The organism is Myxococcus sp. CA039A (genome assembly GCF_013336645.1).
Taxonomy (GTDB): domain Bacteria; phylum Myxococcota; class Myxococcia; order Myxococcales; family Myxococcaceae; genus Myxococcus; species Myxococcus llanfairpwllgwyngyllgogerychwyrndrobwllllantysiliogogogochensis.
In genome coordinates this window covers 1-20,046 of record NZ_JABUMQ010000205.1, presented here as the reverse complement: position 1 = coordinate 20,046, position 20,046 = coordinate 1, and the positions used below count along the sequence as shown (strand labels likewise).

18 protein-coding genes and 1 pseudogene are annotated in these 20,046 nt (G+C 68.9%); 13 read left to right on the top strand and 6 right to left on the bottom strand.

What is annotated here, in order from left to right:
* Positions 1 to 110 precede the first annotated feature (110 nt).
* Positions 111 to 2,972, bottom strand: coding sequence for an ATP-dependent DNA helicase RecG (gene recG, locus HR086_RS29640; RefSeq protein WP_174467317.1), 2,862 nt, complete (start codon positions 2,970 to 2,972; stop codon positions 111 to 113).
* 122 nt (positions 2,973 to 3,094) lie between these two features.
* A complete protein-coding gene (gene greA, locus HR086_RS29635; protein ID WP_141641263.1) occupies positions 3,095 to 3,613 on the bottom strand; it encodes a transcription elongation factor GreA in 519 nt (172 codons plus the stop codon).
* Between the two features lie 185 nt (positions 3,614 to 3,798).
* Between greA and HR086_RS29630 the strand changes: the two genes are divergently transcribed.
* From HR086_RS29630 to HR086_RS29590, 9 genes are all read left to right on the top strand, one after another.
* Positions 3,799 to 4,329 carry an FHA domain-containing protein gene (locus HR086_RS29630; protein WP_174459380.1) on the top strand — a complete coding sequence of 177 codons (531 nt, stop codon included), beginning with the start codon at positions 3,799 to 3,801 and terminating at the stop codon, positions 4,327 to 4,329.
* A 54-nt stretch (positions 4,330 to 4,383) separates the two neighbouring features.
* Positions 4,384 to 4,794 carry an MGMT family protein gene (locus HR086_RS29625; protein ID WP_174467316.1) on the top strand — a complete coding sequence of 137 codons (411 nt, stop codon included), beginning with the start codon at positions 4,384 to 4,386 and terminating at the stop codon, positions 4,792 to 4,794.
* Between the two features lie 96 nt (positions 4,795 to 4,890).
* Positions 4,891 to 5,433, top strand: coding sequence for a D-alanyl-D-alanine carboxypeptidase family protein (locus HR086_RS29620; RefSeq protein ID WP_174459378.1), 543 nt, complete (start codon positions 4,891 to 4,893; stop codon positions 5,431 to 5,433).
* A 190-nt stretch (positions 5,434 to 5,623) separates the two neighbouring features.
* Positions 5,624 to 6,499: a TIGR04222 domain-containing membrane protein gene (locus HR086_RS29615; protein WP_174467315.1), complete on the top strand. Its 876-nt coding sequence runs from the start codon at positions 5,624 to 5,626 to the stop codon at positions 6,497 to 6,499.
* Positions 6,496 to 7,341: a DUF692 family multinuclear iron-containing protein gene (locus HR086_RS29610; RefSeq protein WP_174459376.1), complete on the top strand. Its 846-nt coding sequence runs from the start codon at positions 6,496 to 6,498 to the stop codon at positions 7,339 to 7,341. Before HR086_RS29615 ends, HR086_RS29610 begins: the two co-directional genes overlap by 4 nt.
* A complete protein-coding gene (locus tag HR086_RS29605) occupies positions 7,338 to 7,802 on the top strand; it encodes a hypothetical protein (protein ID WP_174459375.1) in 465 nt (154 codons plus the stop codon). Before HR086_RS29610 ends, HR086_RS29605 begins: the two co-directional genes overlap by 4 nt.
* A 108-nt stretch (positions 7,803 to 7,910) precedes the next feature.
* Complete coding sequence (locus HR086_RS29600) at positions 7,911 to 10,184, top strand: DUF4139 domain-containing protein (protein ID WP_174467314.1); 2,274 nt, start codon at positions 7,911 to 7,913, stop codon at positions 10,182 to 10,184.
* Positions 10,184 to 11,746, top strand: coding sequence for a mucoidy inhibitor MuiA family protein (locus HR086_RS29595; RefSeq protein WP_174462047.1), 1,563 nt, complete (start codon positions 10,184 to 10,186; stop codon positions 11,744 to 11,746). Before HR086_RS29600 ends, HR086_RS29595 begins: the two co-directional genes overlap by 1 nt.
* Before the next feature lie 12 nt (positions 11,747 to 11,758).
* Positions 11,759 to 12,463 (top strand): hypothetical protein, encoded by a 705-nt coding sequence (locus tag HR086_RS29590; protein WP_174467313.1) that lies wholly within the window; start codon positions 11,759 to 11,761, stop codon positions 12,461 to 12,463.
* A 34-nt stretch (positions 12,464 to 12,497) separates the two neighbouring features.
* On the opposite strand, the gene HR086_RS29585 is transcribed toward HR086_RS29590, so the two are convergent.
* On the bottom strand, positions 12,498 to 14,726 hold the full coding sequence (locus HR086_RS29585; protein WP_174467312.1) for a transporter substrate-binding domain-containing protein: 2,229 nt from the start codon (positions 14,724 to 14,726) through the stop codon (positions 12,498 to 12,500).
* Between the two features lie 188 nt (positions 14,727 to 14,914).
* On the opposite strand from HR086_RS29585, the gene HR086_RS29580 reads away from it, so the two are divergent.
* Entirely contained in the window at positions 14,915 to 15,508 is a 594-nt protein-coding gene (locus HR086_RS29580; protein WP_174459372.1) for an HD family hydrolase, read from the top strand.
* A gap of 16 nt (positions 15,509 to 15,524) precedes the next feature.
* Here the strand turns inward: HR086_RS29580 and HR086_RS29575 are convergent, their stop codons facing one another.
* Positions 15,525 to 16,373 carry an MBL fold metallo-hydrolase gene (locus HR086_RS29575; protein ID WP_174462231.1) on the bottom strand — a complete coding sequence of 283 codons (849 nt, stop codon included), beginning with the start codon at positions 16,371 to 16,373 and terminating at the stop codon, positions 15,525 to 15,527.
* Between the two features lie 94 nt (positions 16,374 to 16,467).
* Here HR086_RS29575 and HR086_RS29570 point away from each other — a divergent pair, with 94 nt between their 5' ends.
* Both HR086_RS29570 and HR086_RS29565 read left to right on the top strand, forming a co-directional pair.
* Positions 16,468 to 17,280: a hypothetical protein gene (locus HR086_RS29570; protein WP_174467311.1), complete on the top strand. Its 813-nt coding sequence runs from the start codon at positions 16,468 to 16,470 to the stop codon at positions 17,278 to 17,280.
* Positions 17,277 to 18,185 (top strand): DUF3396 domain-containing protein, encoded by a 909-nt coding sequence (locus HR086_RS29565; RefSeq protein WP_174467310.1) that lies wholly within the window; start codon positions 17,277 to 17,279, stop codon positions 18,183 to 18,185. Before HR086_RS29570 ends, HR086_RS29565 begins: the two co-directional genes overlap by 4 nt.
* Before the next feature lie 12 nt (positions 18,186 to 18,197).
* On the opposite strand, the gene HR086_RS29560 is transcribed toward HR086_RS29565, so the two are convergent.
* Entirely contained in the window at positions 18,198 to 18,839 is a 642-nt protein-coding gene (locus HR086_RS29560) for a glutathione S-transferase N-terminal domain-containing protein (RefSeq protein ID WP_174467309.1), read from the bottom strand.
* Between the two features lie 88 nt (positions 18,840 to 18,927).
* Positions 18,928 to 19,542, bottom strand: a complete 615-nt coding sequence (gene def / locus HR086_RS29555; RefSeq protein ID WP_174467308.1) for a peptide deformylase — start codon at positions 19,540 to 19,542, stop codon at positions 18,928 to 18,930.
* Between the two features lie 294 nt (positions 19,543 to 19,836).
* Here def and HR086_RS48005 point away from each other — a divergent pair.
* Positions 19,837 to 20,046 (top strand): annotated as a pseudogene (locus tag HR086_RS48005) (hypothetical protein); the annotation flags it as partial.

Sequence of the window (20,046 nt, the reverse complement as noted above, 5' to 3'; positions counted from 1 at the left end):
CCCTACCAGGGTCGGTGCGTTGCGCCCCCACGGTGTTCGAGCCCCGGGCCTGTGCTTCCCGCAGCAGCTCGGCCAGTGGGTGGGGGGACGGGCAGCGCGAGGCGAACGCCCTACCCCACCCGAGCCAGCGCGAGTCGTCCTTCCCAGCGTTCATCGAGCGCCTTCACCAGACTCTGATGCTCGGGGGACTCCATCTCCGGGTCTCTGGCGAGGATGCGACGGGCCTCGACCTGCGCCATCGACAGCAGGTCTCCGTCCCGCGCCAGGTTGGCCACCGCCAATTCCGGCAGGCCGCTCTGCCGCGTGCCCATGAATTCGCCGGGCCCGCGAATCTCCAGGTCCTTCTCCGCGATGACGAAGCCGTCGCTGCTCTGCTCCATCACCGCCAGTCGCTCGACAGACTCCATCGAGCGCGCGCTGTTGGCCACCAGGTAGCAGAAGCTGGCCGCCGCGCCACGGCCCACGCGCCCCCGGAGCTGGTGGAGCTGCGACAGGCCGAAGCGCTCCGCCGCCTCCACCACCATCACCGAGGCGTTGGGCACATCCACGCCGACCTCCACCACCGTGGTGCACACGAGGACCTGCAGCCGCTTCTCGCGGAAGTCCTCCATCACCGCGTCCTTCTCCTCGGCCTTCATCCTCCCGTGCAGCAAGCCGACGCTCGCCTGGGGGAAGGCCAACCGCAGCTTCTCCACGCCGCGCGTCGCGTCCTCCAGGTCCAGCTTCTCCGACTCCTCCACCAGCGGATACACGACGTAGGCCTGGTGCCCCTTGGTCAGCTCGGTGGCGATCGCTTCGTAGACGCGCGCGCGCTGCTTGTCGTTGAAGACGCGCGTGTTGATGGGCGTTCGTCCCGGCGGGAGCTGGTCGATGATGGAGAGGTCCAGGTCCCCATACAGCGTCATGGCCAGCGTGCGGGGAATGGGAGTGGCCGTCATCACCAACACGTCCGGCTTGGGGCCCTTGCTCATCAGCGAGTGACGCTGGAGCACGCCGAAGCGGTGCTGCTCGTCGATGACCGCGAGCCCCAGCCGAGCGAAGGCGATGTCCTGCTGGATGAGGGCGTGCGTGCCCACGGCCAGGTGGATGTCGCCTCGGGCCACGGCCTCGCGCACCTGTCGCTTCGACTTCGCCGTCCCCGCCGCGCTGAGCAACCCCACCTGGAAGCCCAGCGGCGCCAGCACCTTGCGGAAGGTGCGCTCGTGCTGCTCGGCCAGGATTTCCGTCGGGGCCATCACCGCGACTTGATAGCCGTCCAGCAGCGCGACAATCGCGGCGACCATCGCCACCGCCGTCTTGCCGCTGCCCACGTCACCCTGCACCAACCGGTTCATCGGATCGGCGCGGGCCATGTCCCGACTCAGCTCTTCCACCACGCGTGCCTGGGCGCCCGTGAGCTGGAAAGGCAGCGCGGCGCGGGCCTTCTCCAGGCGAGGCGCGGACACATCGAAGCAGATGCCTTCCTCCGCCTTGATGCCCTGACGCTTGAGGGCCATGCCCAACTGGAGGAAGAACAGCTCGTCGAACGCGAGCCTGCGATGGGCCGGGCTCTGGTGCGCGTCGAGCGACTCCAGGTCCGCCGCGTCCGGTGGGAAGTGGATGAAGCGCAGCGCCTCCGGCAGCCCCATCAACTCCAGCCGGCGACGCAGGTCCGCAGGCAGCGGGTCCTCCAGTTCGTGCGCGTACTGCTCGCCGACGCGCGCCGCCAGTTCGCGGAAGGAGCGCTGCTCGCCTCGCTCGAAGCCGGGGTACACGGGGACGATGCGGTTGAAGTGGACCGAGGTGGCGGACTCCATGTCCTCCGCGGGCTCGATTTCCGGGTGCGCCATCTCGCGACCATTCATCGTCGCGCGCACTTCACCGGAGAGGACGATGCGCTTGCCCACCGTGAAGCGGCTCTTGAGCCAGGGGCCCGCGTGGAAGTACGTCGCGGCGATGCTGCCCGAGCGGTCTCCCACCACGGCGCGGAACATCCGCCGTCCCTGCTTGCCCGGGACGTAGTCCGCGACCTTCACCATGCCCACGGTGACACCGCGCTCCCCGGGCTCCAGTTCGGCGATGGTGCGCAGACGTCTGCGGTCCTCGTAGCAGCGCGGCAATAGGAAGAGGATGTCGCCCATCCGGCGAAGGCCCTTCTTGTCCAGCGCGGAGATGAGCCGAGGCCCCAGGCGCTTGCCGAGCGTCTTCAGCGGCGAGGACAGCGGACCGGAGCGCGGCGCGATGGACAGGAGCTTCGCCTCGGAGCGGGACGCCTCCGCCGCCACGGCGCGCTTCTTCTTGCGCTGCTCCTTCTTCGCCTTGGCCGGAGGGGCCCCGGACTCCGCGCCCGTGTCGAGCGAGGCCTGTCGGGCGCCACGTCCCCCCGGGCGCATCTCTCCCCGAGCAGGTTGCGCGTTGCCGGGTCGTGCGAGGCCCGCCTCCGCGCCATAGGACCGAGGGTTCGCCGTCGGCGACGCGACACCGGTCGTCGAGCGGGGCTCGGGAGCCTTCGCGCGAGGCGTGGGAGGCAGTGGGTCGTTCGACTTCCACGGAGGCGTCTGCACGTAGCCCGGAGGCGGCGCGACAGGGCCACTCTCCGCCCCCACGCGCGTTCGGCCACGGGCTGCAGGCTCCAGCAAGGCCTCCTGCCCGCGCGTCCGTGAGGCGTCTCCGGTTCGCCCGGGTTCACCAGGTCCCTCGGACCTCGGAGCGGCCTGGGCGATTCCGTCCAGTTCGACGGGCAATGCGATGCCGCTGAGCTTCAGCGCCATGACCACGCGACGCAGCGCGGCCTTGCGGCGCTCGGGCGTGGGATGGTCCACATAGGGCAACGCCGCGCGCAGGTGCCCAAGCGCCTCGGAGTCCACACCGCTGGCTCCCGCCAGCGCGCGCTCCATGACGGACGTCAGGTCCTTCAAGGTCGCGAGCATGGCGAAGTCACGCTGGCACGCGTACCGAAGGGGTCCCACAAGACTGGCGAGCGGATGGTTCACGCGTGAGTCACGTCCATCCATCCTACGGAACGGGGGTGACGTCTCCCAGAAAACGCGACCGGGGAAGCGAGCTCAGGCCCGCTCCCCCGTCGGCTTTCTCTCGAGAAGGATACCGCTGACGTTCAGCCCTCGCTGGGCGGGGCCTCGTCCTCGGGGTCTTCGAAGCGAATCTCCTGGACCTCCAACTCACGCGTCCCACCCGGACTCTGCACCGTGGCGATATCGCCCTTGCGCTTGCCGATGAGGGCCCGGGCCACCGGCGACGTGACGGCGAGCCACCGCTTCTTCAGGTCGGCCTCCAGCTCACCCACGAGACGGTAGGTGACGGGCTTGTCCGTCTCCGTGTCCAGCAGGTCCACGGTCGCCCCGAAGACGACCTTGTCGCCACCCAGCTTGCTGGTGTCGATGACCTCGGCGCGCGCAATCCAGTCGTTGAGGTCCAGGATGCGACCCTCGATGTGCGACTGCTTCTCCTTCGCCGCGTGGTACTCGGCGTTCTCGCGCAGGTCCCCATGGGCCCGGGCGACCTCGATCTCCCGTGAAATTTTACCCCGCTCGACAGACTGCAAATGCTTGAGCTCCGTCTTGAGCTTGCGCAGTCCTGAGGGGGTCATCGGGATGTTGTCGCTCCCGCTCGCCATCGACACAGCTCCTTCCACCACTCCCTGGTTCACTAAAGATTGAGGGCCGGCGCTCCTCCCGGAGCCCGGCCCCCACCATGAAGTGCTCAATGTAGGGAACCCGTGACATGCAGGTCAACGAAAGCCGTACATGACACCCTCCGGGCCGCTGGGCGCACGCGGGGTGACCCGCTAGGCTGCCCCGCGTGCTGTCCGTCCAGGAACTCCGCGCGCTCGCCGCGTCACTGCCCGCCAAGGATTTCGAGCGGCAGCTCGGGCCCTTCGCCCTCATCCAGCGCCCTCCCTCGGAAGCCTCGGCGGCGGTGCTCGCGCCCACCCGCATGGCGGACCCCGAGGACATCAGCCTCGGAATGATGACCCTGCTGTTCGAATTCGAACACCTGCGCGTCGTGACGCTCCCCCCGCTCCACTCGACGGACCACCTGACCATCGGCCGGCGCATGGACTGCGACTTCGTCATTGACGACGCGTCCGTCTCCAAGCAGCACGCGGAGCTGCGCTGGAACGAGGCCGAGAACCGCTGCACGGTGAAGGACCTGGGCTCCACCAACGGCACCTTCCTCAACGCCGGCACGCTGGGAACCCGCGTGGCCACGCTGCGCGACGGCGACATCCTCAGCTTCGGCAACGTCCAGTTCTGGTACCTGGAGGCCAGGACGCTGCACGAACGGCTGCGAGCAGGCGAGGCCACGGGCCTGGGCTCGCGCAGCGGTTAGCGCTCGCGTCGAGACGCGCTGGATGGGTAGCTTTCCCCCAGGAGCCCGAACGTCATGACGCAGAGTCCGCCGCGCGACGAGCGCGACTACTACGAGCGCATCTACACGCTCGTCGAACAGGTACCGTGGGGCAAGGTGGCCACGTACGGAGACATCGCGACCCTCCTCGGCGAGGAAGGCTGCGATGCCCGTGTCGTGGGCCATGCACTGGGCGCGCTGGGTGCTCGCTCGGCCACCGTCCCCTGGCAGCGCATCATCAACCGCACGGGTGGCATCAGCCTGGACGGACACAGACAGCGCGAGCTGCTGGAAGCCGAGGGCGTCGCCTTCGACGAGAAGGGCCACGCGAAGATGGACGCGCACCACTGGAGCGGCCCGAGCGAGGAGTGGGCTCGCGCCCATGGCTTCAAGACGCTCCCACGCCCCGTGGAGAAACCGTCGTCCGCGCAGCTCTCCTTGTTCTGATCGCCGGAAACTCCGACGAGGGCTCGGTTTCCCGCCTGCTTGCCTGCGGGAATAAACGCGCGAGAGTCAGGTCCTTTCCCCAGACCGGATTCCGCCATGTCGCTCGCGCTCTTCCGCTGGAGTGTCATCCTCACGTGCCTGTTCACGACCGTCGCCTTCGCCGGTGAGTCCCGTCCCCGGCGTCAGAAGGTGAAGGCCGCGAAGCTCGTGCGGGTCGAAGGCGGCCACCGGCTGCATCGCGACACGGCGACGGCCCTCGAACGCATGGCCACCGAAGCGACGAAGGACGGTCTGGTGTTGCGAGTCACCAGCGGCTACCGCTCCCTGCGCGAGCAACGGTGGCTCTACGAGGAGTACCGCCGGGGACGTGGCAACAAGGCGGCGCGGCCCGGACGCTCCAACCACCAGCGAGGGCTCGCGGTGGACCTCGTCATCGGCCAGCGCACCTCGAAGCGCTACCTCTGGCTGGAGGCGAACGCGTGCCGCTTCGGCTTCCGCCGCACGGTGCCCTCGGAGCCGTGGCATTGGGAGTACCGCCCCAGCAGCACCTTCCCTCCCGTGGTCGGCTTCGACTGCCTGGGCAATCCCACGCGCCCTCCCGTGTCCCCGGAACCGGTGGCGCGCAAGGACCCGAGCTGAGGCTCACGCGCGCCCCGCTCGGCGCGACACAGCGCGGCGTGGCGGCTTCACGGTAGACTGCTCCTCTCCAGGGCGCGGACATCGGACGCTCCGGTGACACCGGGACGTCACGAAGACGTCACGGGCCCTCGCTGTCAGCGGCTTCGCGGTGCGTTTCATGAGGGGGTGAACCAGCATGGAGGCCGCCACGATGAATCCATTGGAGATGTCGGGCCCGCAGTTCCTCGAGCTGTTCGCCGCTCTCTTCGCGTTCGCGTTCCTGGTGGGACTCCTGCTGCGCTACCTGCTGCGCCAGCCCGGAGGTGACCCCGGTGCCCTGCCCCGGAACCCGGACCCCTATGAAATCGCCATGCTCTCGGGCCCGAAGGCCGTCGTCCACGCGGCCCTGGCCAGGCTCCTCCACGACGGCTCGGTTCGCATGCATGGGGCGCGACTCGAGGCCACCGGTTCTCGCCGCCCGGACGCCGCCTTCATCGAGCGCATCGTCTGCCGCGCCGTCACCGATGGCGAGGTCAAGTCGTCCGAGCTGCTGGCGCGCGCCGAGCCCGCCATCCAACAGCTCAAGCCCGCACTCATCGAGCCCGGATGGCTCGTCGATGACACCTGGGGCTGGCGCGCCCGCTGGTTGCCGCCGCTCCCCACCCTCGCGGTGCTCCTGCTGGGCCTGACGAAGATCTCCGTGGGCCTGGAGCGCGACAAGCCCGTGGCCATCCTCGTGGTGTTCTGCTGCGTGGCCACGGCCGGCATCGGGCTCCTCGCGCGGCGGGTCTGGACGAGCCGCCAGGGAGACTCGGTGTTCCAGAAGCTGCGGTGGCGGGAACAGCCCCTGAGGACCGCCGCGCGCAGCGCCGAGGCCCCCGAGATGCTGAACGGGCACGACGTCGGCATGGCCGTGGCCCTCTTCGGCCTGGGCGCCATGTCCACGAGTGACTTCGAGTTGATGCGCCGGGAAGTGGATCCCGGGAGCAATTCCTTCGGGTTCGGCGATTCGTCCAGCGGAGGCGATGGCTGCGGCGGAGGCGATGGCGGCGGGGGTGGCTGCGGCGGCTGCGGAGGTGGCGATTGACGAGCCTGTCGCTCCAGGGTGTCGGCATCGGCTGGCGCAGGGAGCTCGCGCTGTTCATCGACCGGCTGCCAACCCCGGGCTTCGTGGAGGTCCTCGCCGAACACCTGCCCGACTCGGGCGCCGTTCCCGAGCCCCTGATGCGCCTGCGCGAGCGAGGAGTGCCGGTGGTGTTGCACGCCGTCTCGCTGGGACTCGGCTCCGCGGAGCCTCTCGACTCCCGCCGTCTCGCCTGGCTCGCGCGACAGGCGGAACGCGTGGGCGCCGTGTGTGTCAGCGAGCACCTCGCGTTCGTGCGCGCCGGAGGGCTCGAGTCAGGACACCTGCTGCCCCTTCCCCGCTCCGAGGAGGCGCTGGACGTACTCGCGGAGAACGTGCTGCGCGTCCAGGCGGCGCTCCCGGTGCCGCTGGCGCTGGAGAACGTGGCCTCGCTGTTCGAGTGGCCCGACGCCGCGTTCTCGGAGGCGGAGCTGCTCGCCGGTGTGCTCGCGCGCACCAGCGCCTCGCTGCTGCTGGACGTGGCGAATCTCCACGCCCACGTGCTCAACCACGGCACCGATGCCGACGCGGTGCTGGCCTGTATGCCGCGCGAGCGACTGGCCTATGTCCACGTGGCGGGCGGCGTCCAGCGGGACGGCCTGTACCACGACACGCATGCGCACCCGGTGTCGAGTGGCCCGCTGGCCTTGCTGGAGCAGTTGTCGGCACGGCTCGGGCCGGTGCCGGTGATGCTCGAGCGCGATGACCGGTTTCCCGCTCCAGCGGAGCTCGCCTCCGAACTCTCCGCGATGGAAGCCGCGCTCCGGCGCGGAGTCTCGCGATGGCATGCGGAGTCCCACGGATGACCGCGCGCGAGCGGCTGGCCCAGGCCCAGGCGGAGCTCGTCAAGGCCCTGGGCGTGGGCGCGCCCGTGCCCTCCGGCTTCGACACGGCCCGCGTGCTCGCGGCGTCCGAATCCCTGCTTCACAAACGCCGTCGAGGTGTGGAGCGCGCATGGCCTTCGCTCGCGGCGGCGCTGGGCACGGACTTCAGGGCGTGCTTCGAGCCGTGGGCGCGCGCGCATCCCATGTCTGTCGAGCCCGACTCGCTCGCGGAGGGTCGGCGCTTCGCGGCATCGCTCCAGGAGGAGGGACGACTGCCTCCCTCGATGTCCGGGGTCCTGATGGACTTCGATGCGCGCTGGCGGCTGACCTCGGCGGGCGAGCGGGTGCGACGCCGGGGCTTCTGGCTCGTGGTCCGACGGGGCGTCACGACGCGGCGCTTCCGGGTGGCCTTGCGTCTGCCCGGAGGGCGGGTGCTGCGGTAGGAGTGGAGCGTCAACACCGCCCCTCCCGCCGGAACGACACCGTGGGGGGCATGATTCTGGCGCCCATCTCGACTAGCCTTGCGACTTCATCCCGAGCCGAGGGGGCGCATGCTCGTCGTGCCATCCATCCTGGATGCAGTCACCGTTCACGCAGAAGGGGCGCTGTGTACTCGCATCGCCACCTTGCAGCTCGTGGAGGACCGCGTCCCCACCGAAATCCAGCTCAACGGACTTCCGATGTCACTGCGCCCCGGAACCCTCCGGGCCGCTGTACGACAGGGGCCTCCCGGGCTCTCCATCCGCGCCATCCGGCCGACTTTCGACGTCCAGCTCCCGCCCGAGGTCGACGTCCCCGGTGAGCACCGCGCCCTCGAGGAGGCGCTCGCGCGAGTCTCGGATGTAGTGGCGCGGCTGGAGGGCGTTCAACGCGAGCTCCAGTCCATCGGCAAGCTCAAGCCCACCTTCGCGCCGCAGAAGAAGGACGCCTACGTCCCTCACGAGGCCCCGCTGGCGGCGCTGCTGGCGCTCACGTCCTTCGTGGACACGGAGCTGACGTCCCTGAACGCGCGGAGACTGGAGCTGGAGCAGGCGCACCGTGACGCGGAGGCCGATGTCCGGCTGCGGCGCCAGCGACTGCACGAGGCCTCTTCATCCGTGCGGGGCGAGCGGGCCCGCGTGTACCGCGCCGCCGTCCTCACCTTGTCCGGCAACCCCTGGCCCCGGGAGACTCCGGCGCTCATCTCGCTGGAGTACGCCGTCCCGGGCGCGCGCTGGGTGCCGACCTATGACCTGCGCCTGCCCCGGACGCTGGAGGAAGGCACGCTGCGGATGCGCGCCTCCATCATCCAACGCACGGGCGAGGACTGGACGGGCGTGAAGCTCGCGGTGTCCACGGCCGCGCTGGACCGCAAGGCCGAGGTCCCCGAGCTGAAGGCGCTGCGCATCGGCCGCCGCCAACCCCCACCGCCTCGCTCCGGTTGGCGCGAGCCGCCTCCCGGACTGGACGAGCTCTTCGCCGGCTACGACACCCTCCGGCAGGCCGCCAGCCCCCAGTCCGCGCCGAGGGACGAGCCCGTCTCCGGTGGCCTCTACGATTCGTCTGGCGTGGAGTTGGAGGAGCCGGGGGAACGAGAGCGGAGCAAGGAAGCCGCCCCCAAGGGGGGACGCGCACTCCCGAAGCCCATGCCTCCGAAGAAACGCTCCGTGGGCAGCGCCTCGGCCTCCGCGCCACCTCCACCGCCCGCGCCCGCGGCGGCTCCGCGAAACATGGCGCCAGGCTCTCGGGGAGGTTCGACCCAGGCCGGGGAGTTTGAGTCGCTCAGGCGCTCTCGCGGCTCGGTGGCCCCCGCCGAGATGGATGACGAGCAGCTCGACATGCCGCAGGACGCGGAGGAGGAAGGAGGCTCCTCGCGCGTGTACGCCGACATGGCGGATGGGAGCCTGGGAGGAGGCGGGGCGCAGGACCGCCCGAGCGCGGTGCCCCGACTGGAACCCTCGGACTCGCTGCTGGACTATGACCGCCTGTCGTTGACACCCGCGGACGACCTGGACGGACGTGGCCGGCTGCGTCCCCGCCCGTCGCACGTCACCCGGGAGATCCTCGCGCTGTCGGCCGTTCAGATTCAGGTCAACATCCTCTCGTTCGTCGCGGTGAGCGAGCAGGAGGTCAACAGCCTCTGGCGCGTCCCGACGCCCACGTGGACGGTGCCGCCCCGCGAGTCCGCGATGCACTTCGATGCGCGCTTCGACCTGGAGACGCGCGCGGATGTGCCTTCGGACGCCGCGTGGCACACGCTGCCGGTGCTGTCCGTGCCGGTGGGCCTGTCCGCCGAGTACGTCTGCGTGCCCTCGGTGGAGTCCCGCGCGTTCCGCACGGTGCGGGTGGAGAATCGAACGCCCTATCCGCTGCTCGCGGGCCCGGTGGACGTCACGCTGGGCGATGAGTTCCTGATGACGTCGCCCTTGCCCACCATGCCCCCAGGCTCCACGCAGCGACTGGGGCTGGGCGTGGAGGAGTCCATCAAGGTCGCGCGCAACACGCGCTTCGACGAAGCCACCGGTGGCATCTTCGGTGGCGCGACGATGCTGACCCACCACGTCTCGGTGGAGCTGGCCAATCGGATGTCCAACCGGATTCTCGTCGAGGTGTGCGAGCGAGTGCCCGCCGTCCCCACGGGGTTCGAGAAGGACATCAAGGTGGAGGAGACGGAGGTCGCGCCGGTCTGGCAGAAGCGCACGCCGTTGCCAGGAGAAGTCCCGGTGGAGGGCGAGCGCGCGTGGCGCGTGGTGCTCCAGCCGGGTGAGGCCCAGACACTCAAGGCGACGTGGACCGTGAAGATTCCCGCCAGCAAGATGCTCGGCGGCGGAAACCGGAGGACATGATGAGCACGCCCCTCACCCTGCCGGTGGTCAAGGTCACCGTCCTGGAAGATCGCGCGCTCGTCGAGCGCCGAGGTGAAGTTCCCCTGGTGCCAGGTGCCCAGCGCCTGGTCATCGCGGGGTTGTCTCCGCTGGCGGTGGACCGCTCGCTCCAGGCGAAGCTTGCCGGAGGCACCGTGTCCCAGGCGCGCGTGCGGCGCGCGAAGAAGCCCCAGCTTCCCGAAGCCCGACGCGAGCACGCCACCGAGCTGGGCCGGCGCGTGGCGGAATTGGAGCGACAGGAGCGTCAGGCCCGCGCGGACCGGGAGCGACTGAGCACGCGCCAGGGCCTGCTGACCACGGCGCACGCGGACGTGTACCGCGCCATCTCCGAGCAGGCCGGTGGTGGCAAGGCGCAGGCGGAGGAATGGAAGCAGCAACTGGACACCGTGCGCCAGGCGCTCGAGGTCGCGGACGAGGCACTTCGCGGTGCTCTGCGCGAGGAGCAACGGCTGCAGCGGCAGCTCGAGGAAGCGAAGCGAGCGCTTGCGGGGACGCAGCAGGCGGAGGCGAAGCTGGACGTCCACGCCGAGCTGGAAGTGGGCCACCCCGCGGGAGGCACCGCGCTCCTGTCCATCACATACCTGGTGCCGTGCGCGGCGTGGCGTCCGGCCTATCGCGCGACGCTGGAGCAAGCCGCCAGCGGCACGGGCCAGACGGTGCGTCTGGAGTGCGAGGCGGTGGTGTGGCAGCGCACGGAGGAGGAGTGGAAGGACGTGGAGCTGGCGTTCTCCACGGCGCGGCCGACGCTGGGCGCCACCCCTCCCCGGCTGGAGACGGACTGGCTCTTCCTGCGCGACAAGACGGAGCGCGAGAAGCAGGTGGTGGAGGTCTCCATGCGCGAGGAGGTCATCCAGACCACGGGCGAAGGTGGCGGAGGAAAGCGCGACGAGGGCCTTCCGGGCATGGACGACGGCGGCGAGGCCCTGACGCTCGCGGCGACCCACCGCACCACGGTGCCCTCGGACGGTGAGCCTCACCGCGTCCCCATGTTCCACTTCACCGCGCCCGCGGCCTCCGAGCTGCTGGTCTGTCCGGAGCTGTCCCCGCTGGCGCACCGCGTGGCCCGCTTCGACAACGTGGGGCCGGCGGTGTTGCTGGCGGGTCCCGTGGACCTGGTGCGGGTCAGTGGCTACGTGGGCCGCTCGCAGCTGCGCTTCACGGGCAAGGGCGAGCGCGTGCGACTGGGCTTCGGCAGCGAGGATGCGCTCCGGGTGGCCCGGCAGACGGACCTGCAGGAAGAGACGAGCCGCCTGACGGGGCGCAAGGTGAAGACGCACCACGTGAAGATGTTCCTCTCCAACATGAGCGCGCAGCCCGCGTCGGTGGCGCTGGAGGAACGGATTCCCGTGTCCGAGGTGGAGACCGTGGAGGTGAACCTCCTGAAGGACGGCACGAAGCCAGCGCCCACGCGGGTCAGCGCGGACGGCATCGCCCGGTTCGAGGTGACGGCCGCGCCGCGTTCCCAGCAGGAATTGACCCTGGTCTATACGGTGTCCAGCGCCTCGAAGGTCGCGGGGCTGTAGAGGAGGTTTGTCATGCGCACCGTGTTCGGCCTGCTGTTCGCCCTGGGCCCGGCCTTCACGGCCGGGGCCTCCTCGTCACCGCCGGGCACCGCGTCGGACATGGCGCAACGGCCCCCGCAGCTCTCGGTGGAGTTCGGGGGCTCGTGGGCGCGGGTGCAGCACCCGACGGCCTACATGCTCGATTGGAGAGACAGGACGAGCACGCTGGGGGCTCGCGCCAGCGCGATGCGCCTGGCGGGCGGGCTGCACTTCAACATGGTGCGGAGCTCGGACCGGAGCGACTGGTGGTGGACCAACGGCGTGGAGTGGTACCTGACGGGGGGTGACCTGCAGGTCCTCTCGGTGCGGCCGGGGTTCGAGAAGCGCTTCGCGCTGACGGGCAAGCTGCTCTTGGGCCTCAGTCTCTTCGGCGCGGCGTCCGAGGTGAGCCTCGCCTCCGGGCGCATGTTCGCAACGGAGCCTGACGGGACGGCGGCCCCGGAACCCGACTCGGGCGCCTTCCAGCGTCGCGTCCGGAAATGGACCTTCGGTGGAGGCGGCTCGGCGGCGCTCCAGTACCAGCTCAACCGCTGGGTCCACACCCGCGTCAACGTGGGCTACACGCAGTACGTGAAGCAGGTCCGGAACTTCGGAATGGTGGCGGACTCGGAGCCCGACACGTTCTCCGTGTCACTCAGCGGCCCCTGGGCCGCCGCGTACGTGGGCGTGAGTCTCTGAGTCACGACCGAAACCCCGAGCCGCGCTTGGGGCGTCAGTGCTGCACGACGGCGATGTAGTTGCCGTAGCGCGTCTGGATTTCGGAGACGTACTTCACCGGCTCGGAGCCTCGGCAGTAGCCGTGTCGCGCGCGGCGATAGTGCTGGGGCTTCTCCAGCAGGAGCATGGCCTTCTCCACGTTGCCGAACCAGCGGTTGGGGTCCCAGCCCTGCTCCTGCGCCAGCCGCCGCGCGTCCAGCACATGGCCCAGTCCCGCGTTGTAGGAGGCCAGGGCGAAGCGCAGCCGCTGCTTGAAGGGAATCTCCGGAGCGATGCGGCCGATGAGCTGGTGCATGTACTTCACGCCCGCGTGGATGCCCTGCTCCGGGTCCTCGAGCTTCCGGAAGCCCAGCTCCTTGCCCGTGCCGGGCATGACCTGGAAGAGCCCCTGCGCGCCCACCCAGCTTCGCGCCCGAGGGTCGAAGCGGCTCTCCTGGAACATCTGCGCCACCATCAATCGCCAGTCCAGGCCGTAGCGCTGCGAGTAGGACTGCACCAGCACGTCATAGGGAGAGATGGCACCGGTGAGGACCGCCTCGTCCGTCGTCGCGGGAGCCTCGCTCCGGTGGCCCTCGAAGTAGCGGCGCCGGGCCAGATTGTACTCGGTGCCCCGGTAGGTCTTCTGCACGAAGCCGTCGAGGAAGGCTCGCAGCTTCACGTTCTGCGGACGCACGGCGAAGGCGATGCCGTGGTGCCCCTCCGTGCCGGCGCGAGGCCCCTGCCCCGGTAGCGTCACTCCCGCCTCCACGTCATCGCGGTACACGCGCTCGGCGGCGAGGATGTGGCTGTCCGTCACGGTGAAGGGAATCTCTCCGCGAGCCACCTGGTCGATGAGGGTCTCCGCGTCCTGGTCCTCGGGTGCCTCGACGACCGTGAAGCCGTGCTGGGTCGACGCGTCCTTGAGCGTGGCGAAGTGACTGGATGAGCGCCGGACGTGGACAGCCTGGCCCTTCAGGGCCGCCACGGAGTCGAGCTTCGGTGCCCCCGCGCGCTGCACGATGACTTCGTCCACGAAGAGATAGGGGCGGCTGAAGGCCACCTCGCGCTGACGCTCCGGCGTCACGGTGAGCGCGGCGGCGACCACGTCTCCTCGGCCCTCCTTCAACCAGGTGAGGAGTTCTTCATACGAAGGAGGCACCACGACCTCCAACCGCACCTTGAGCGCGGCGGCGGCGAGCTTCGCCATCTCGTAGTCGAAGCCCGCCTGGTCGCCTCGGTGGAGGAAGTACGTGACGGGGCTGTTGCGAGTGAGGACTCGCAGCACACCGCGCTTGCGGATGGCGTCGAGGTCCCCCGTGAAGCGCTGCTCCCTGTGGTCGGTGAGCGCGCGCTCCACGAGGAAGGCATCCAGGGCACCGCGCAGCGCGGGGTTCTCCGGCCGCACGGCCCAGGCGAGGGCGCGCTTCTCCGCGATGGGAAAGAGGCCCTCCACATCCGGGTTGTACGTCTCGATGGCCGCGAGAAGGTGACTGTCCACGACGGTGAGCGGGACTTCTCCCCGCGAGACCTTCCAGGCGAGTTCCTCGGAGTCGGTGCTCTCGGGCACGGGCACGATGGTGAGCCCCGAGGCCTTCTCCTTCGCGAGAGCGGCGAGCGACGCGGCGAAGGTGGAGCTGGCGCGAACGTGCACGGCGCGGCCCGCGAGTTCCTCTGGCTTGCGAGGCAGTCCGGTGGCACCTCGCTTGCCCACGACGACTTCGTTCACCAGGGCCAGGGGGCGGGTGAACGCGAGGTCCTTGGAGCGCTCGGGGGTGACGGTCAGGTCCGCGGCGATGACATCTCCGCGCCCCTCTCGCAGCGAGGGGATGAGCTGATCGAAGCGCTCCACTGCGAGGAACTCGATGGACATGCCGTGCTTCTCGGCGAAGCGCTCCAGCAGCGCGCGGTCCTGCGAGCGGGGCGTGCCCTGACGCGGCAGAAAGTCCTCGTCGGTGCCTTCCACGAGGACACGCAGCACACCGCGCTTGCGCAGCGCGGGGAGGTCTCCGGTGAAGGGAGGCTCGGGCGGCTTCGCGGGCTCGGCGGTGACTTGCGCCACCTCGGCGGGAAGCGGCAGGGCCTGCTCGGGGAACGGAGGGTCCTCCGGCTCCATGGCGGCGACAGGCGGGGGCGGTGCTGGCGGCGGAGCGGGCGGCTCCTGCTTGCAGGCGGTGACACTCACGAACAGCGCGGCCATGAGCAGCCACTGCGACGCGCCTCGGCACTGACGAGAAGAAGACTCCATGGGTGCTTCCCCCTCCTCCGGACCGTGTCCAACGTCGCGGACCCGACCCTCGTCCCCCGTCTAGCCGAGGTCGTGGGGTGAAATCACGCAGGCCCCTGAAATGCGCACCGGGAGGGCCATGAGAGGCCACTCAGCCTCACCTGGAGTACGGGAGTGCGCGGGCTCGTGGGTGTAGCGTGGAGGGACGCATGAAGACGAAGAGCTCGCCACCCATCGCCCTGCTCGGAGGGCGCAAGACGCTCCCGATCATCGAGACGTACTTCGAGCTGAATCACCTGAAGCAGCTCTTCCGTCAGGGATGGTTGCGAGTGGGGATTGCGCCGGAGCGATGCGAGAGCGTGGCCGAGCACTCGCTGTTCGTCGCGCTGCTCTCGCTGTTCATCGTGGACAGTCACTTCCCGGAAGCGGACGCGGGGCGGGCGATGCGCATTGCCCTGTTGCATGACCTCGGCGAGGCGTATGTCGGCGACCTCACGCCCCATGACGGAGTGGGACGCGAGGACAAGCACGCGATGGAGCGCCGGGCGATGGAGCAGCTCGTGGGCAAGCTACCGCGGGGCGCGGAGTACCTGGCGCTGTGGGACGAGTACGAACAGGGCAGCTCGTTCGAGGGACGGCTGGTGCGGCAGGTGGACCGGCTGGAGATGGGCCTCCAGGCGTGCGTCTACGAGTACCAGGGAGCAGGAGACCTGTCGGAGTTCTTCGCGTCGGTGGAGAAGGCGCTGGAGGCGCCGGAGCTGCGCGCGGTGCTCGCGGAGCTGGAAACACTGAGGCCCGACTGAGTTTGTAACGCGAGGCTCAGCCGAACCAACGACCGGACTCGGGTGCGAAGACGCGCACGCGCTCGGCGAGCGTGGGCGGGAGGCGCTCGCGAATCAGTGCGTGCACTTCCTGAGGGCCGAGTGACTGGCTGAAGTGCATGAGGACGATGGATTCGTTGTGGAAGCGGTCGGCCTGGGCGATGAGTTCGTCGAGGTGGAGGTGGGCGCGGTCTCTCGCATCCTGCACGGGGCGCTTCGGGTCGACGAAGGTGGCTTCGAGGATGAGGACGCGCGAGTCGAACAGGGAAGGCTCGGTCTCCAGCACGCGGGCGAGCGTGTCGGTGGCATAGGCCAGCTCCAGGTGGTCCACCTCGGTGAGGAGGTTCTCGCCGGCCCTGCGACGCTGGGCGATTTCCTGCGGAGGCAGGCCGAGGAACTCGGGGCGCAGCTTGGAGACGCGGCGGATGAACTGGTAGCCGAGCGAAGGGACGGGGTGGTGCGTGCGGAAGGCGCGGACGTGAAGCCCCTGCCCGAGCGGCTGGACGTCACCGGGGAGCATGGGGACGGTCCGCACGTCCATGGATGTGTGATGGAGGCGGGTGAGCACGCCGAGGGCCTCACGGACGGGGGCCTCGATTTCGGCGGGGAGAAAGACTTGAGGTTCGCCCTTCCCTAGGAGCCGACGGATGCCCAGCAGAGAGCCGAGCCCGCTGGCGTGGTCCGGGTGGGCATGACTGAGGAAGATGCGGTCGGTGCCCGCGAAGGAGCGGATGGGGATGCCCGCGTCGAGCACCACGTCCAGCTCGGGGACCTGGAGGGAGGTGTAGACGCCGCCGACAGAGATGCCTCGGACGGTATAGGGGCCTGCCTGGACCTCGGTGAGCATCGCCATGTTTATGGCGTGACTGCCCCCTGGTCGCAACCCACGTTGGGGCGTGGGTGTCATCCGCGTCATGATGGGTGAAGAAGGAGGACCGCGGATGGAGCGATCCCGACGACGGCGAAGGATGTGGGCCTGGGCGCTGCTGCTCGCGGCCTGCGCGGGCACGCCCGAGCGCACGTCGACAGGGCGCTACGAGTTCGACTCGGCATCCAACAGTTGTCGACAGCGGCCGGAGCTGTGCGCGCGCATCGCTGGAGAGGAAGCTGTCGTCCCTCCTGTCCGGCCGATTCAGGCCAGGGTCTCCGCCACCCGGACCGCCGCCGCCGCGATTCGCGTGCTCGACTCCGCCACCCAGGCGCTCATCGAGGAGCGCCTCAAGGAGTGCGCGGACCAGGCTCGCTCCTCCGTGCTTCTCGAACACCGGGGCGGACGGGCCCCCACGCGCAGCGAGTGCAATGAGTCGCACATCGATGAAGCATCCAACCGCCGCATGACTCTGGCCATGCAGCTCGGGTGTCTCATGCATCGCGTGGCACTCGATTGTAGTGAAGCGGCGCTGGAGAAAATCATCCCAGGAGGCTTCAGCCGCGAGCAGCGCTACCGTTACGACAAGTCGCGCAGGACTCTCGCGATGGTCAGCGAGGAAGAAGCTCGCGGCCTCCTCAAGTTGGGCTGCGGCAGTGAGCTGAAGGGAACACTGGTTCCCGATCTCGTCATCCACAACGGAGATCCACTCAGCGCCCATGCCATCTACGATTTCAAGTTTCCCTGCACCGGAACGAACATGACACCATGGCACGAGTACCCTGCGGGCCACGTATACGGAGGCATGACCCAGAAGATGATCTATAGGGAAGCCTTTGGTGTTCCCGCGTCACGAGTCCTTCCGCGCTGGGGGGTTCTGCCATGAGTGATCACTACCCCCGAATTCGTCTCATGTATGGCGAACTCCTTCTGGTGCGCGAAGGGTTGAGCTTCGTCTTCTTCATGGACCGCCCCCATCAGGAAATCGCTCAAGCGATCGTCGCGGCAATGGAGGCGTATCTGCAAGCAATCGGCCCCAACGCCATCGGGAGATATGCCAGCGAGGATGGCGAGTGGATTGACCTGACAGAACAGGAGTGGTCATTCGTCCGCGCGAAGCTTCTCGAACGGAAAGCGCCGCTGCTCCTGCTGCACGATGAGGAAGACGCACGCTATCAATACCGGTTCGAGTACTTCGGTAAGCCGCCTGACGCCGCGCTAGGCCCTGAAAAACGCCACCCTGTCTGCGCGGTGCGCTTCTGGCTACCGACCGAGTACCTGGAACAGAACGGACCCGCCAAGGTGCGTGAGCTGGCACTCAAGATCGCAAGCCTCCTGCCGTTCTGCTCGGGACATGTGGGCCTCGCCTTCAATGGCGAACTTGATGTCGCCGGGATGATGGCCGAGGTCCGCAAGGTGTGCTTTCGCTACCCAGGCCTGGACCTCCTCGAACTGGAGCACGTCTCCTGGGAGCTCGGCACCCGCGTGCGCGGACCCGCATGGCTCACCTTCCTCGGCCAGCCTGCACTCGCGGGCCTTGGTGGCGTGTCGGCACTTCGTGAGCAACTCCGCGCGCCAGGCACCACCGTCGACGCCCTTCCCGGAGACAGCGCCATCATCACCCTGGGCTCCTGGCCCGAGGCCGGTGACACCCTGCACGACAACACCCTGCCCGCATACCGCGAGCTGGCCCGCGTCCTGGAGCCCTGGCTCTTTCACGAGAAACATCCCTACAGCCTCGGACTCCCCGCGGACGAGTTGCTTCGATGGGAGCGTCGCTTCCTCGATTGAGGCACGCCGAACTCACGTGTCGAAACGAAAGGTCGTCTCCTGGCTGGAGGCTCGCGTCTCGAACCGCTGACAGAACGCGTTGAGTTCTTCGTAGGAGGCCGTCGGCAAGACCTCCCGAAACTCCAGATGCTTCACGAGGCAGAAGAGCGTGACCTCCAGAAAGCTCAGGTCCCGATCCGGTGGAAGCGCGGCGAGCACCGGCGTCGTGTTCTCCTCCAGCCACGACATCATGCTGACCAGCCCCGTTCGCATCTTCGACTGATGGGCACTCTCTCCCGTGCCCCCCAGCTTGGACATGATCAACGTCACTTCCGTCGACATGGCCTGAAGGACAAGCTCCTGCGCATTTGCGAGCACCGGAGCCTCCAGGTCCTCGGGCCAAACCACGCGAGGCGTGAGGCTCGACATCCGACGAAGCTCCCGGCAGACGTTGAGCGCCCCGAACCAGACACCTCGGGACGTTTGCATGACCGGAATCCGCAGTGCGGGGTTGCCCCCGTAGTCCTCCGGATTCGAGGACAGGAGGTCTCGCAGGACACGGAAGGAGTAGTCGACACGCAGCTCCGCGGCGAACATCCGCGCGATGCGTGTGAAGTGAGAACTCGAGCGGCCGATAATGACAGGCGTGGTGACGTCTTCGCGCACGACAGGCATCCGTGTTCCTCCGAGCCAACGAGCAACCTGCTGCCAGCGACAACCCCACACCCAGGCCGAGGGCCTCACCCTCCCCAATGAAAGCCGTTCAGGTCGACGACTTCTCGCGCCCCGGTGCCAGCCCGAGTGCAGCCCGCACCTCGGCGGTGGTGCGCCCCGCCCAGTAGCGCCGGTGGTTCTCCGCCGTCGCGAAGCTGCGCGTCTCCATCCGGTCCACGTAGAGCGTGCCATCCAGATGGTCCAGCTCGTGCTGGAGGATGCGCGCGTACCACCCCGTCGCCCGAATCGTCACCGGCCTGCCCTGCTCGTCCAGCGCATCCACCCGCACGCCTCGCGCCCGAGCCACGAGCGCCGCGAAGCCCGCGACACTCAGGCAGCCCTCATGAAACTCGGCGGGCGTCGCATCTTCCACCGTCAACTTTGGATTGATGAGCACGTGGAATGGCACCGGCGTCCGCTCCCGGTCCGACAGGTCTGAGGGCGACACACCGGCCTGGTACTCGGCCCGGTCCTCGACAACCACCAGCCTCAGGCCCACACCGACCTGCGGCGCAGCGAGTCCTACTCCTGGCGCATCTCGCATCGTGTCGCGCATCAACACGATGAGCCGCTGAATCTCGGGACTGCCAATCTCCTCCGGCGTCAGGTCTCGCGCCTTCTGCCGAAGCACGGGTTCTCCTGCTTGGACGATCTTGAGCACCATGACGCAAGCGTAGCAGGGCCCCTCACGACGACCTCAATCGAAAGCGCGACCTGTCGGCCATCAACCCGCCACGATTCCCGCACACCTGAACAGCCACGCGTCACGACAGGAAGCGTTCTGCATCACACGACTCCAGTCCGCGGGAACGCGTGGGCACGCAATCCCGAAGCCTCTCTTCCGTAGGGCTCGCGACCCGGGAATTGAAGCCGGGTAGACTTTCGAGGACAGAGGGCCGGCTCTGGAAGCCCCCACGGCGGCAACCCGTGGAACTTGCCAGGGAATGTGGGAGTCGCGATGCAGCGGTTTCGGCGCTTCGGGTGGGCCGCCCTGGTCTCACTCGTCATCCACGCGGCCCTGCTCGCCCTGCTTTGGGACGAGACGCCGCCTGTGCGTCCCACACCGGCTCCCTCGCGCCCGCCTCCCCTGTTCGTGGAGGTCATCACCGCACCGCGAGCCAAGCCTCCCGCACCCGCGAACCAACCCCCATCGACGACGCCACAGCGG